Annotated in this window: 13 protein-coding genes; 6 read left to right on the top strand and 7 right to left on the bottom strand. The window is 39.7% G+C overall.

Going from position 1 to position 13,564, the window contains the following annotated elements:
- Positions 1–620 precede the first annotated feature (620 nt).
- On the top strand, positions 621–1,928 hold the full coding sequence (locus tag ACN9MR_RS22345; RefSeq protein WP_426326742.1) for a leucine-rich repeat-containing protein kinase family protein: 1,308 nt from the start codon (positions 621–623) through the stop codon (positions 1,926–1,928).
- A gap of 145 nt (positions 1,929–2,073) precedes the next feature.
- On the opposite strand, the gene ACN9MR_RS22340 is transcribed toward ACN9MR_RS22345, so the two are convergent.
- Entirely contained in the window at positions 2,074–2,736 is a 663-nt protein-coding gene (locus ACN9MR_RS22340; protein WP_426326741.1) for a DUF1349 domain-containing protein, read from the bottom strand.
- 182 nt (positions 2,737–2,918) lie between these two features.
- Here ACN9MR_RS22340 and ACN9MR_RS22335 point away from each other — a divergent pair, with 182 nt between their 5' ends.
- The gene (locus tag ACN9MR_RS22335) at positions 2,919–3,485 is read left to right on the top strand and encodes a Crp/Fnr family transcriptional regulator (RefSeq protein ID WP_426326740.1); all 567 of its coding nucleotides are present in this window, start codon (positions 2,919–2,921) and stop codon (positions 3,483–3,485) included.
- 34 nt (positions 3,486–3,519) lie between these two features.
- Here ACN9MR_RS22335 and ACN9MR_RS22330 read toward each other — a convergent pair whose 3' ends face one another.
- The 3 genes from ACN9MR_RS22330 to ACN9MR_RS22320 all read right to left on the bottom strand — a co-directional run bounded on the left by ACN9MR_RS22330 (position 3,520) and on the right by ACN9MR_RS22320 (position 5,928).
- Entirely contained in the window at positions 3,520–3,945 is a 426-nt protein-coding gene (locus tag ACN9MR_RS22330; RefSeq protein WP_426326739.1) for a VOC family protein, read from the bottom strand.
- A 560-nt stretch (positions 3,946–4,505) separates the two neighbouring features.
- Entirely contained in the window at positions 4,506–4,988 is a 483-nt protein-coding gene (locus tag ACN9MR_RS22325; RefSeq protein WP_426326738.1) for a DoxX family membrane protein, read from the bottom strand.
- Between the two features lie 73 nt (positions 4,989–5,061).
- Positions 5,062–5,928: an aldose 1-epimerase family protein gene (locus ACN9MR_RS22320; RefSeq protein WP_426326737.1), complete on the bottom strand. Its 867-nt coding sequence runs from the start codon at positions 5,926–5,928 to the stop codon at positions 5,062–5,064.
- Between the two features lie 149 nt (positions 5,929–6,077).
- On the opposite strand from ACN9MR_RS22320, the gene ACN9MR_RS22315 reads away from it, so the two are divergent.
- The gene (locus ACN9MR_RS22315) at positions 6,078–6,407 is read left to right on the top strand and encodes a hypothetical protein (protein WP_426326736.1); all 330 of its coding nucleotides are present in this window, start codon (positions 6,078–6,080) and stop codon (positions 6,405–6,407) included.
- Positions 6,408–6,493: 86 nt separating this feature from the next.
- On the opposite strand, the gene pepT is transcribed toward ACN9MR_RS22315, so the two are convergent.
- Entirely contained in the window at positions 6,494–7,747 is a 1,254-nt protein-coding gene (pepT, locus tag ACN9MR_RS22310; protein WP_426326735.1) for a peptidase T, read from the bottom strand.
- A 59-nt stretch (positions 7,748–7,806) separates the two neighbouring features.
- On the opposite strand from pepT, the gene ACN9MR_RS22305 reads away from it, so the two are divergent.
- From ACN9MR_RS22305 to ACN9MR_RS22295, 3 genes are read left to right on the top strand one after another with little or no spacing between them, the layout of a single operon-like run.
- Complete coding sequence (locus ACN9MR_RS22305) at positions 7,807–8,538, top strand: hypothetical protein (RefSeq protein WP_426326734.1); 732 nt, start codon at positions 7,807–7,809, stop codon at positions 8,536–8,538.
- A gap of 30 nt (positions 8,539–8,568) precedes the next feature.
- Positions 8,569–10,308, top strand: a complete 1,740-nt coding sequence (locus ACN9MR_RS22300) for a M14 family metallopeptidase (RefSeq protein ID WP_426326733.1) — start codon at positions 8,569–8,571, stop codon at positions 10,306–10,308.
- Positions 10,309–10,313: 5 nt separating this feature from the next.
- A complete protein-coding gene (locus ACN9MR_RS22295) occupies positions 10,314–10,928 on the top strand; it encodes a rhomboid family intramembrane serine protease (protein WP_029277963.1) in 615 nt (204 codons plus the stop codon).
- A gap of 316 nt (positions 10,929–11,244) precedes the next feature.
- On the opposite strand, the gene ACN9MR_RS22290 is transcribed toward ACN9MR_RS22295, so the two are convergent.
- Both ACN9MR_RS22290 and ACN9MR_RS22285 read right to left on the bottom strand, forming a co-directional pair.
- A complete protein-coding gene (locus ACN9MR_RS22290; RefSeq protein ID WP_426326732.1) occupies positions 11,245–12,228 on the bottom strand; it encodes a hypothetical protein in 984 nt (327 codons plus the stop codon).
- 158 nt (positions 12,229–12,386) lie between these two features.
- On the bottom strand, positions 12,387–13,523 hold the full coding sequence (locus ACN9MR_RS22285; protein ID WP_426326731.1) for a hypothetical protein: 1,137 nt from the start codon (positions 13,521–13,523) through the stop codon (positions 12,387–12,389).
- Between the last annotated feature and the right edge of the window lie 41 nt (positions 13,524–13,564).

The following is a 13,564-nucleotide window of genomic DNA, read 5'->3' as shown; positions in this document are numbered from 1 at the left end:
CACAAAATTGCCATCCTGAGTGTAACGAAGGATCTTTACTAATTAGGTGTAACATCGGAAAAAGATCCTTCAATGCTTTCAGGATGACAATTGGGGAGATTAAAACACTAATTTTCACCACTCAATCTTTGATCCCCAGACTTCGGACTAAACTCCCTCATCTATCTTTTCTGTTTTTTAACCGCAAAGTGCACAAAGGTAAGGCGCAAAGGTCGCAGAGTTGGGTGTAAAAAGCAGTCGTCATTCCCGTGCAGGCGAGAGTTTTAAAGTATATTGCATTATCACCATATAAGAAATGTAAGAAAATATAAGACTCTTGAGCTTATATGAGCCACCTATGTCTTACATGGTTCAAATTAAAAAGATCCTTCACTACCGGCTTCGGACTAAAGGCTAATTAACCAATCCACGCCACCCACCTTTTGCAAAAAGTAAAAATTTCTTACCTTTGCAGCATCACCAAATCAACCCATACATGTAAGATTCATTTCTTTTCGGAAAATAGATAACAAGCAGCGCGGTTCCGCTCCTGCAATTATTTACAATAAAAAAAGAAATTTATGCTTATTCTACTAGGGGCCAGCTATATCTTCGTTCCAGATTATTAAACCAGTATACCTATGCAAAACCTGTTAGCACTACAAAGCGGCGAGCTTAAAGGAGCAGTATCGTTAAAACTTTCTGAAAACCTAACCGAGTTTCCAAATGAAATATTCGGGTTGGCCGATACTTTGGAAGTGCTGGATTTATCTTTTAATAAATTAAGTGCATTGCCGGCAGATTTTGGACGTTTAAAGAAACTGAAGATTTTCTTCTGTTCAGAAAACCTTTTCACGGTTATGCCCGAGCAGCTGGCCGACTGCCCTTTGTTGGATATTGCAGGTTTTAAATCTAACCAGATTAAAACGGTACCTGCAAAATCGCTGAATCCTAATCTCCGCTGGTTGATTTTAACAAACAATAACATTGCCGAATTACCAAAAGAGATTGGGCAGTGTGCGCGGATGCAAAAGCTGATGTTATCGGGTAACCGCTTGGTGCAATTACCCGAGGAATTAAGTCATTGCCAAAATTTATCGTTACTGCGGATTGCGGCTAATAAACTGCATGAGCTGCCACAATGGATGGCTAAGATGCCTAAACTTTCGTGGATTGCATTTTCGGGCAACAACTTTAGTAAAACACCTGCTGTAGAAACACTTTCGTTAATTAATTGGCATGATTTAGAGATTAACCATTTATTGGGTGAAGGCGCATCGGGTATTATTTCAAAAGCAAACCGGACTATTGGTGATGAAACCCAGGAGGTAGCCGTTAAAATATTTAAGGGTAATGTAACCAGCGATGGCTTGCCGGAAGATGAAATGACAGCCTACATTGCTGCGGGTTACCATCCCGGACTGGTTAATTTGATCGGGCAGATTGCCCTGCACCCAGAGGATAAAAAAGGACTGGTGATGGACCTCATTCCTCATCATTTTTATAACCTGGGCAATCCGCCGAGTTTAGAAAGCTGCACGAGGGATGTTTTCCCTGAAGGCATGCAACTGTCAGAAAAACAGCTGTTGAGTATTGCCAAAACCATTGCCTCTTTAGCGGCACAATTGCATGAGGCCGGGATTATGCATGGCGATTTATATGCACACAATATCCTGATTGATGATGAGGGCAGTACTTTGTTCGGCGATTTTGGTGCTGCAAGTTTTTATGATCAGGCTGATAACGCGCTTGCCTTTGCACTGGAGCGGATAGAAGTTAGTGCTTATGGTTACCTGCTCGATGATTTACTTTCTTTAAAAAACGGAAGGGTAAGCAGTGCATGCTCGAATACTTTGACTGCCCTAAGAGATGCTTGTTTGGTCGAATCGCCACTAAACAGGCCTGGTTTTCAGGATTTGGTTGAAGCTTTAGCGAAGATTTCATTATAACAAGTTATTAATCTGAGTCCCTAGAAAAATCGTCATCCCGATCCGATAGCTATCGAATGGAGCAAAGCGAAATGGAGATCTGTGCGCTACACTTAATCATAGATTTCTCCGCTACGGTCGAAATGACGACCACTTTAAAAAAATATTAATTCTGCTGTTTTTTTGCCCAATCTAACCTGCGCTGATCTGGCGTGGGTGTAACCTTGAAATTTTCAAATGTGGCGTTAAAGCCCTTGCCATCAGGACAGGCAGCCACAAGGCCCACCATTACAGGAGCATTATCCTTAAAATAACACGTACGGATCATGGTGTATTTTTTATCATCCAGCGAGTAAAAAATCTCTACCGCATCAAGTTTTCTAACGGCTTTCATCCAGATAGATGCTGGTGCCTGTGCCAATTCTACTACGCTCCAGTCACTTGTTTTATGCGTAACCACTGCACTTACATTTTGTTTGCCATTTACAAATTCTACTCCCGCCTTAATCCATTCGTTTTCATTAATCCGGAGCATAATACCCATCTGATCGAAGGTGGTTACATAGTTGCCGGTAATTTTTACTTTTACCTCAAATTCACCACCATAAGTGGCATAATAAAATGGGGCATCATCCACGGTAAAGCCATAATGCGAGATCCGCCAGTAATCTGTTTTGGCAGGAACAAAAAAGCTAAATGTGTTTTTATCCTTGATTTCCCACTTTTCAGGTTCGTTAAACCAGTTCATTTTGGCAAGGCTCTGGGCAGCTGATTTTTGTGTGTTTAATATCGCCAGTATGGCCATGGCGGTTAGTAATTTAAGTTTCATTTGTGTGTTGGCGGTTGGTTTTGTGTGTTTGTGTATTGCAAACTTAAAGCAAGCATCAACTTTTGGAAAGGACATAGATCACTATTTTAATGTGATTATTATCACGTTCATCGGATAAGGGCAATTGTCTTAGGTTTATAAATCTTCAATAAACAGTACATTTGTGCTGTTGTATCAGAAACATGGAAACAAATTTTTTAAGGGCACATATTGATCAGATTGTTTGTTTAACAGATGAAGAATTTCAATATGCCGAATCTTTTTTTACCAGGCGGAAATATAAAAAACATCAATATATTATTCAGGCAGGTGACGCAGCCAGTTGCGAACATTTTGTACTGAAAGGAATTGTAAAATCTTCTTATACCGACCATGAAGGCAAAGAATACATTTTACAGCTTGCTATGGAAGAGTGGTGGTTCTCAGACCCGAACGCTTTTAACACCGGAATGCCGGCAACCTTAAATGTAGATTGTATTGAAGATACCGAAACCCTTTCTATCTCTTTTGAGAACAAGGAAAAACTTTGTGCTTCTTCCCGGAAAATGGAATACTTTTTTAGGAAAAAGTACACCACAGGAAACATGGCTTTGCAAAAACGGGTATTGGCGCTATTGAGTAATAATGCGGGCGAGCGTTACAAACAATGGCGCAATCAATACCCATCGTTACAAAAGAGGATTTCGAAAACCCTTATTGCTTCCTATTTGGGTGTTACCAGGGAAACTTTAAGCCGTTTATCGCTCTAGGTATGGTAAGGGGAAAAACAATAAGGGCTTTGTTTTATTTGTGGCTGCTATAATTAACCATCCATTGAATACCGAACCTGTCTTTAAAGCTACCGAAGTAATCGCCCCAGAACATATCGTCCATTGGCATTTCGATGGTACCGCCTGCTGAAAGGCCGTTAAATAAGCGATCTGCATCTTCGCGGCTGTCGGCATTAAGGTTGATGTACATGTTGTTGCCTTCTTTAAGTACATGCCCTGCTGAAGGTACACAGTCGGATGCCATTAAAACCGTATGCTCATTAATGGGTAGGGCTACGTGCATTACGCGGTTTTTTTCGTCCTCGGTTAATTTATCCGATTCGGGTGCATCGCCCATTTTTGCAAAGAAGGTAAATTCTCCTCCGAAAACCGATTTATAAAAATTAAAAGCTTCTTCGGCCTTGCCGTCGAAGTTTAAGTAAGGGTGCATGGTTGCCATAATCTTAATTTCTTTTGTTGACAACTAAGTTACTGCACCTTTTAATGATAAAATGGGTGTACTTGAGACAAATGTAAGGGCGTTTTTGACATTTGAAATTAATGGCGTTTCTATCTTTCAGACTTTATTGTTATGACTATAACGCAGATAGTCCATTCAAAAAGAATTGTTTTTAGGTAAAAAATGTTTTATTCATTCTTAGCAGCCTTTTGGATAAGTTGTTATTTTACAGATGAATAAAACTGAACGGAAATAAATCCTTTATCTTTTTCATATTTGTATCAGGGTATTAAACATTTATTGAAACAATTCTCGATCGTCCCAAAATAATTTTAGATTTGAGTAAAACGCGTCCTCATTTGAGGGCGTGTTTTTTTTGCAAAAAAAAACCTTTCATTGCTGAAAGGTTTCACGTTTTAATCTAAATCGTCCCGTTGATTTAATTTTAACATTATAAATATAGTTATCAACATGTTAACATCAAATTAAAAGGTAAAAATACCCCTTTATAGGTAGTGGTTTTCACTACACCGCGATAACAGAAATTTTAATGTGGATAATTATTTCCTTGCTTCGATACTCCATTTATAAGCGGGCAACGTTGCCAACAACAAACTGGCGGCACTTACTACGAAAACCGAATAATTAAAAGGGGCCCTGTAGTTTGCAAAGAAGAACATAGAGAGTGCAAAGGCAAGTGTCAGCAAAAAACTACCGATAGCCGCCCACTTAATTTTGTATCCAGCGATAAGCAATATTGCAAAAACCAGTTCGCTGGCGGTGGCAACAATAGCCATTATATTGGCTACAGGCCTTGCTAAAAAGGGCATTAAAGTGTTGGTATAATCTAAAAATACCGACCAATTGCCCCAGCTAACTGTTGGTGAGCCTGGTGTACCCAGCCAGCCAAAGCGGTCCATAACGGGTAGAATAAAACCAATGCCCAAGGCGAGCCTAAGAAATAATTGTGCAGAATGCGGCGTATTTTTCATCTTGTTTAACAGCTTATTGTTGTATTCAATGTGCTGCAATTTAGTACCCATGCATTACAACTTTCTTAATGTAGATTAAGAAATGAAAGCTGTTAGACTATTTTCTTTAAACACGGCAAGCCATCTAGAAACACTCTACTTCCCAAAACCGCGACCAGTTTTCGCCTACACCGATTTTTACTATCCCCTCTTTGCGTGTTAATTCCTGATCGTGGTTAACACCATCGGCCACTCCGCACCAGGGCTCTAAACAAATAAAAGGGGCATCGGTAGCGGCCCAAATGCCAAAGAAAGGGAAATCTTCAAAATGGAAATGCAGGCCATAATCGTTTTTGTTGTTGAGCAAGCTGATGCAGTTGCTCTGCAGGGTTTTAAAAACCAGCGCATCGTTATAAAACAGATCATGTTTAAGGTTTAACCTGTGGCCACCCAGTTCAATGATTGCGGTATCATCGGCTACTAAGCCATCTTCGAGTTTCCAGAAAATTAATTTCTCATCGGCATTAAAAGCAAGGTAATAATCTTCGTAAACCGTATTGGGCGTATTGGGCACCGCAAAAGCCGGATGTGCGCCAATGGAGAATAAAAGCTCGGCAGTACCTGTGTTTTTTACCTCGTAAGTTAAGTTCAGCTTTCTATCTATTAATTGGTACCTCAGTTTCAGCTCAAAATAAAAAGGATATACTTTTAAGGTATCTTCGTTCTGGGTTAAGGTAAAAACGGCTTCTGTTTCACTTATTTTTTCTAAATTAAAAACATGATCGCGGGCGAAACCATGGCGTGGTAATTCGTAGCTTTTACCTTGGTAAGTAAAACTGTTGTTCTTTAATGAGCCAACAATAGGAAATAAAACCGGACTGTGTTTTGCCCAATATTTAGGATTGGCATTCCATAAATATTCCAGCTTGGTTTCTTTACTAAATAAGCCTTGAAGTTCTGCGCCTTTAGCCGCCAGGCTAACTTTTATATAGTCGTTCTCGAGAGTTATCATTACAATCTAAAAGTAATAAAAAGATGTACTTTAAAAATATCTTTTTTATTAATTTTGATTACGACTTAAAGCTTAAGCAAATGAAAAGCTTAAAGCGCTATTTTTATTACCCGCGCATTTACTTTCGCTTAAAATAAAATCAGAAACCCATGGCGATAGATTTAACAAAATTATCCAATGCAAAAGTAAAGGCTGCTATTGCCGCATTGCAAAAAGGCGATGAAAAAACATGGTTTCCTTTATTTGCTATCGATGTTGCCTTTTACGACGACGGAAACCAGATGAAATTTAATAACTTCTTTAAGAAAGCGCTGGGACATGAGCGCTTTACCAGTATAGATAAAGTGGAAAACAACGGATTGGAGGTGTATGGCCATTTCCACTCCGACCAATGGGGCGATTTTAAAACCTGCTTTAAATTTAAGGTAAACAAAGAAGGAAAAATAGCGAGGTTGGATATTGGGCAGGCTTCTTATTAGTCTTTAGTCCTGAGTCCAAAGTCTTGAGTCTAATCATCGATTGATAAGGACTCAGGACTTTGGACTACTGACTCAAGACTTTGGACTTACCCCTTCTCTTCCCAAATACAGGCGATGTTAATAATGGTTTGTACGGCTTTTTCCATATCCTGTACACTTACCCATTCTTGCTTGCTATGAAAAGCGTGTTCTCCGGCAAAAATATTGGGGCAAGGTAAGCCCATGTAAGAAAGCCGCGAGCCATCGGTTCCACCACGGATACTTTGTTGTTTTGCCACCACGCCCGCCCGTTCAATGGCTTCTATTCCATATTGCACAATTTTAGGGTGCTGATCCAAAACCTGTTTCATGTTACGGTACTGCGCTTTTATGTTAATTTTGTAGGTAGATTTTGGGTATTTAGCCATCACTTTTTTTACGGTTTCTTCTAAAAACTGGCCATGTTCGGCTAGTTTTTCATCGGTAAAATCTCTGATGATAAACTGCGCTTCTGCCTCTTCTACCTGTCCGTTCATACTCACGGGGTGGATAAAACCTTCTTTTTGATGTGTAGCTTCTGGTGTGAGGGTATCTTTTGGCAGCGAATCTATAATTTCGGCAAGGATCTTAATGGCACTTTCCATTTTTCCTTTGGCAAAGCCCGGGTGGGTGCTTACGCCATAAATTTTAAGGGTGGCGCCGTCAGCAGAAAAGGTTTCATCTTCGATTGAGCCCAGTGTTTCCCCATCTATGGTATAACCAAAATCGGCACCTAATTTCTTTAAATCGGCTTTGTCTACGCCACGGCCTATTTCTTCATCAGGGGTAAAAAGTAGCTTTATGGTTCCGTGTTTTACATCGGGATTGCTCATTAAAAAGGCAGCTGCTTCCATAATTTCTGCTAACCCTGCTTTATTATCGGCACCTAATAAAGTTGTACCGCTTGCTGTGATAATATCGTTACCAATCTGGTGTTTTAGGTCTTTGTGTTCAGACAATTTTATCACAATATTGTTATCGTCGGGCAGAATTAAGTCCTGTCCTTGATAATTGTCATGAATAATCGGTTTAACATTTTCACCACTGCAATCTGGCGAGGTATCCATGTGCGAACAGAAGAAAATTACGGGTAGCTGCTTGTTTGTGTTTGATGGGATCGTACCATACACATAGCCATTATCGTCCATTTCGGCATCGTTAACGCCAATTTCTAACAGTTCCTGAACCAATTCTTTCCCTAAATTTTTTTGTTTTAGGGTTGATGGGCAAGTTGGAGAATTTGGATCGGATTGGGTATCAATCTTCGCATATTTTATAAACCGCTGCTCCAGAGATTTGTTAAAGTTGGTGTATGTGCTCATAATTCAAAGGTAAAAGTTATAGATATTCGATAAACATATTATTTTTGTAAAAAAACGATATGATTTTTAATCTGCTGAGAGCTACTTACATAACCCTTCTGCTTGTTTTTATAGGAAGTTTTTCTTTTGCCCAGTCTAATTACTTTAAAATGTCGTATGGTTTTGGTGGAGGAATAAACAAATCTTACACTGATGTGTACAAAGGGAGTTTTGGTTACACAGCCTATGGCGTATTCGATTATCATATCACGCCGTTTGTAACTTTGGGTTTAGAAGGGCAGTATGGCATGGTTCAGGGTGGAGATATTAAAACCGATCCGCACAACCGTCAGTTTGTAAACCAATATACCGCCATTACGGCTAATGTAAAACTAATGCTTGGTGAAGTGGTAAACTACGATAAAAGCGAGTTTTTATACAATCTAAGGGGTTTGTATGTTGGTTTGGGTATAGGGGTAATTAACAATAAGATTACCGATATTGTGCGGATTAAACCAAGCTGGGCTGCAGTAGATCCCGGATATGGTCCTTTCCCTGGAAAAGATAAGAGCCTTAATATGGCGGTACCGTTAAACTTCGGTTTCAACTATTACATCAACGATGGATACGGTTATATGCGGTATATCATCAATATCAATGCACAATCGAACTTTACTTTCGGCGAAGGTTTGGATGGCTATAACGATCCAAGTACCAAATTTAAAAACTACTCACCTGATGTTTATAACTCCTACACCATAGGCTTTAAATATATGTTAGGAAGGATTAAATCTTATCGTAAAACACTTTAATAACATCATTTCATTTCTTAGATTTAAGGCATGAAAAAATTCTTTGTGTTTTGTTTGCTTTCGATGAGATTAAAAGCTGCCGCACAAAAAACACCTTTCGAGCTGAGCGGAAAAATTGAAACCTCTACTTACACTGCTGCAATAACCTATTACGAAAACCTGACTAAGGCTTATCCAGAGGCCAAATTGTTCACCTATGGAAGTACAGATTTTGGTAAGCCTTTACATGTATTGGTGTTGTCGCGCGATCGGATTTTTGATCCTTCGGAGATTAGAAAGCAGAATAAAAGGATTTTATTGATCAACAACGGCATTCACCCTGGCGAGCCAGAGGGTGTAGATGCATCGATGATGCTTGCCCACGACCTGCTTAAAGCAGGTAAACTGCCAAAAGATGTGGTGATCTGCATTATTCCCCTGTACAATATAGATGGCAGTTTTAACCGTAGCGGAACATCAAGGGCTAACCAGAATGGACCAGTTGCTTATGGCTTTAGGGGCAATAGCAAGAACCTCGATCTGAACCGTGATTTCATTAAAACAGATTCGAAAAATTCGGCGGCGTTTCAACTCATTTTTAACACCTGGCAGCCCGAAATATTTGTAGATACGCACACCAGTAATGGTGCCGATTATCAATATGTAATGACACTTATCCCTACACAAAAAGATAAGTTGAACCCTATCCTTTCTGATTATTTAACTAAAACATTGGTGCCCGATCTATATGCTGGAATGGAGAAGATGGGTTACCCGATGATTCCTTATGTAAATTCGATAGGCGAAACACCAGAAAGCGGAATAACCGGATTTATAGATCCGCCACGTTATTCTACCGGATATACCACGCTGCACAATACCATCGGTTTTATGCCCGAAACGCATATGCTAAAGTCGTACGATTTGCGTGTGGATGCCACTTATAAGCTTTTGCAAACCTATATCCAGCTTGTAGCGCGTGATGCCAAGGTTATTGGAGAAAATAAGCGAAAGGCCGATGAATTTGTGGCTGCACAAAAGGAATTTCCTTTAGAATGGAAACTGAATAAAACCGAAGTAAACGATCTGATCTTTAAAGGCTTCGAGGCTGGCCAAAAACCCAGTACGGTAAGCGGTGCTGACCGTTTATATTACGACCGCAGTAAACCTTACACCAAAACCATTAAAGAATGGAATAAGTTCGAACCTGCAGTGTCTATTCAAAAACCGGTTGCCTACATTATTCCGAAAGCCTGGGACCGTGTAATCGCCCTGCTTAAACTGAATAATGTTAAAGTGCAGGAACTTAAGACCGATCAGAAAATTGAAGTAGAAAGTTATTATATCGGTGATTTTAAAACCGGAACAAGGCCCTATGAAGGGCACTATCCGCACGCTGGGGTAAAGGTAAATCCGGTTAAGCAAAGCTTACAGTATTATGCAGGCGATTTTGTGGTGTATGTTAATCAGCCGAGTAACCGGTATATTGTAGAAACACTGGAACCACAGGCTACTGATTCTTATTTCAACTGGAACTTTTTTGATTCCGTTCTGGATATGAAGGAACATTATTCGGCATATGTTTTTGAAGATACCGCAACAGCACTCCTTAACAGTAATCCAGAACTAAAGCGTAAACTGGAGGCGAAAAAAGCCTCAGACGCCGAGTTTGCAAAGGATGCAGCCGCACAACTTGATTTTGTTTATAAAAATTCTGATTATTACGAAAAAACACACAATAGATATCCGGTAGCCCGATTGGTTACAGACGTAAAACTTGATTTAAAATAACCCCCATGGAATACTTCAATATTGCACCAGTTGCCTCCGTAATTTTCGTTTTTACCATTATTACCAGTTTATACGCCTTTTACGATCATTCGCTTTATGGAAAGTTTATGCTGCATCCTTATAGTGTATCGAAAGGACAGAATGTTTACACCTTAATAACCAGCGGGCTTGTGCATGCAGATTGGATGCATTTGTTCTTTAATATGTTTACCTTTTACGCTTTTGCCTTTACACTGGAAAGATTAATGGGAAGCTGGCAGTTTGGATTACTGTATTTTTTGGGCTTGGTGCTGAGTGATTTACCTACCGTTATTAAACATAAAGATCATTTTAACTATAATAGTCTTGGTGCATCTGGAGCGATTAGTGCGGTGCTTTTTAGCTATATTTTGTTTAATCCAATGTCTAAAATTTACATCATGTTTATTCCCATCGGCATTCCTGCTGTAGTTTTTGGGATTTTGTATTTAATTTATTGTGCTTACGCTTCCCGCAATTCAAGAGATCACATCAATCATGATGCACACTTTTTTGGTGCCTTAACCGGATTGATTTTTACGATCATTTTTGTTCCTGGGATCTTGCAGAACTTTATTACGATGTTAACGGGAGGGAGATAGTTTAACTTCGTCATCTCGATCCGATAGCTATCGGATGTAGCATAGCGAAATATTCCAAGGGAACTCCTTCGGAGGAGAGATCTATAATAGATTTAGCTTCGCTGAGCACTTCGTGGTTCTCGACTTCGTTGCACCCGATAGCTATCGGGTCCGCTCGAAATGACGATCGCGTTTAGGTTATCGAAAACTTTAATCTGCATTCAACATTTAGATAGTCTCTTGACATTCAGATGTTTTTAGGCATAACATTAAGGCGTTAAGACGATTAAGGCAATACTCTTTCTTAATGCTCTTAATTTCTTAACGATAAAAAAGCCTAGCCCGCAGTAGGCAAACAAGGTTTCTCGAAGAAACTCATCGGCTCATCAGGATTTTTAATAATCTCGAATACTACATAACCCCAGGGTTTCCAAAAGTTTTCCAATACCTGTGCATATACTTTATTTTGCCAAACATCAAAAAGGGGTTTGGTCATGTTGCCCCGTAGAGGCATAGCTTCTATATACGTGGTGCCCTCAACAGGCATAAAAGTATATTCGGGCAAGCGGTTAAACAGATAGGCCGAATAATAAAAGCGCGCACTCAACTCTTCAAACTGTTCGGCTGTTAGTGCTTTTCCTTTTATTTCGTTGATGATATCCTGGTGATAGCGTTTGTTAGTGCCATTATCCTGTAAACAGGCGATGATGCCAAAATCTTTCATTTTTAAAGAGAAGGTTAAAGTGTTTATCTCATCGCGGAAACTGAACGGCGTTTCTCCGTTTTCTAGTTTTACCACCGTGATAGACCATGGCGAAAAATCTTCAAACTCCAGGCTGGTATACAGGTTCTGCATCATGAAATTCAGATTGGCAAATTTCATCATTAACGATTGCGACATATTTAAACCGTCGGCAGTCATTTCCTTGCGTAAGGCAGAATGCATTTCGATATATACAAAGCCATATAAAAACTTGCCGATCCAGTTAAAAAGATCCAGTTCGGGCAATGCGGAAACGGCATCGTACCCTGTTGCAAAGGCTGTTTCGATCTTGTGTTCAAGCGGGCTTAAAAACTGCTCGTTTACCTCACTGTTTACCGGGATAACCAAGGTGTTGTACGAACGGATACTTTCATCCAAAAACTGGATCTGCTCTTCGCCGCTTAAACCAGCCTGTTCTAACAGCCATTTTGGAATCAACGGCACCTGAACAACAGGTGAATTAAAGGTTTTGCCGCTTAGGAAGCAGATTTTGTATAAAAAATCGAAGTTTTGGAATGGATTGTATAAGCCGGTATTCATTACTGCAATATTAGCCATTATATTTTTAGGGCTTTGCACCGATATTTTATTTTAACGCAGGGATTACAACCTTAGCCTATTAGCGTCTGCGGTTTAGCAATGTCCACCGTTTCCCTCTCCTGCAGGAGAGGGATGTTACTGCAGCAGGTGAAACCATTTCTATAACAGGGCAAGGTTTAGTAATTGTTATAATAATAACTGATATCATCAACCAGCTGGTTGTAAATGGGTTTGGTAAATTCTAAAAACAAAGCGCTTGGTGGCGGAGGCAATTGTTCTTTCCTTCTGGTAATGGCCAATTGTTGTTTACTCAGCGCCCTGTCATCGCCTTTATAAGTCGCCCAACTGTCTCTCCACACATAAGTTCCGGGGAATTTCTGCTGGCGTACCAGTTTTTTTGTGCTCCAATCGGTAATGCTCATATCCAATAATCCCGATGAGGAGATGTTCTTTTCGAAAATACTTAAGGTGGCTTTAACTGTACCGTAAATTGGCTTTTTCTCACGGGTTTCGCCAATTATCACACTGTCGCGTTTCAACTTTTCTACCCTTTCTTTTACATAGGTTTGGCCCACCACGAAATCGTCAAAGTTTAAACTCAATACCTGATCGGGAACAATTTTTTGATCTGTTGCCTGTGTTTCGCCATAAAAAATCACAAACTTATTTCTCGAGTAATTTCCGATAAACTGATCGATCTGTTGTTGAAAATAATCGGCGCTTAATTTGTACATGCCACTGTTTACAATAATCGGTTGTACCACAACCCTGGTTACTGCAGCCCAATAAGCATCCTCCATTTTGGCTTTGGCATCTTTATAATTTGGCTGAAGATTTTGTGTTTTCTCAAATTCGTAGTATGCCTTTTTTGCCGATTGACGGTTGTTTTCTCTCAAATAACCTAATCCTGAGTTATATCTTGCGGCAGCTGCATTGTATTTACTATCAGCAAGTTCATTGATGTATTTTGAAGGTCTTGGAACAATGGTTAAGCAAGCTGGGCAACTGTTAATATCATCGGCCAATTGATTGATTTTTTGGTAATCGTACATCACTGATTCCCATCTGAATAAATCGTTAGACATTTTAGCTTCTTCAATTTTTCGCAAATGGTCCTGCAGCGCTAAACCGTATGCTGTTTTTAGCACTTCCATAGCCTCACTATTTTTTGGCGAGTTTTGCAATCTGCTTACTGCTTTGGCAACCGAAGCATCATAATCACCTTTTTGTAAGGCTTTTTTCCCTGTGGTACATCCCCCAATAATTATTAAGGATAAATAAATAAAATACCGTAATCTTGAGTTGTTTTTCATGGCAGTGGTAGTTGCGTTAATAAAACAAAGATAATTTGTAA

This window comes from Pedobacter sp. R-06 (assembly GCF_049913135.1).
Lineage (GTDB): Bacteria > Bacteroidota > Bacteroidia > Sphingobacteriales > Sphingobacteriaceae > Pedobacter.
Note: the sequence above shows the minus strand (reverse complement) of the source record. Positions and strands in the feature narration are given on the sequence as shown.

Excerpts from the sequence above, each read along its gene's own strand:
- ACN9MR_RS22325 (WP_426326738.1), bottom strand. The coding sequence starts at position 4,988 with ATGGGTACTAAATTGCAGCACATTGAATACAACAATAAGCTGTTAAAC.
- ACN9MR_RS22285 (WP_426326731.1), bottom strand. The coding sequence starts at position 13,523 with ATGAAAAACAACTCAAGATTACGGTATTTTATTTATTTATCCTTAATA.
- ACN9MR_RS22340 (WP_426326741.1), bottom strand. The coding sequence starts at position 2,736 with ATGAAACTTAAATTACTAACCGCCATGGCCATACTGGCGATATTAAAC.
- pepT (WP_426326735.1), bottom strand. The coding sequence starts at position 7,747 with ATGAGCACATACACCAACTTTAACAAATCTCTGGAGCAGCGGTTTATA.
- ACN9MR_RS22330 (WP_426326739.1), bottom strand. The coding sequence starts at position 3,945 with ATGGCAACCATGCACCCTTACTTAAACTTCGACGGCAAGGCCGAAGAA.
- ACN9MR_RS22305 (WP_426326734.1), top strand. The coding sequence starts at position 7,807 with ATGATTTTTAATCTGCTGAGAGCTACTTACATAACCCTTCTGCTTGTT.
- ACN9MR_RS22300 (WP_426326733.1), top strand. The coding sequence starts at position 8,569 with ATGAAAAAATTCTTTGTGTTTTGTTTGCTTTCGATGAGATTAAAAGCT.
- ACN9MR_RS22320 (WP_426326737.1), bottom strand. The coding sequence starts at position 5,928 with ATGATAACTCTCGAGAACGACTATATAAAAGTTAGCCTGGCGGCTAAA.
- ACN9MR_RS22290 (WP_426326732.1), bottom strand. The coding sequence starts at position 12,228 with ATGGCTAATATTGCAGTAATGAATACCGGCTTATACAATCCATTCCAA.
- ACN9MR_RS22345 (WP_426326742.1), top strand. The coding sequence starts at position 621 with ATGCAAAACCTGTTAGCACTACAAAGCGGCGAGCTTAAAGGAGCAGTA.
- ACN9MR_RS22315 (WP_426326736.1), top strand. The coding sequence starts at position 6,078 with ATGGCGATAGATTTAACAAAATTATCCAATGCAAAAGTAAAGGCTGCT.
- ACN9MR_RS22295 (WP_029277963.1), top strand. The coding sequence starts at position 10,314 with ATGGAATACTTCAATATTGCACCAGTTGCCTCCGTAATTTTCGTTTTT.
- ACN9MR_RS22335 (WP_426326740.1), top strand. The coding sequence starts at position 2,919 with ATGGAAACAAATTTTTTAAGGGCACATATTGATCAGATTGTTTGTTTA.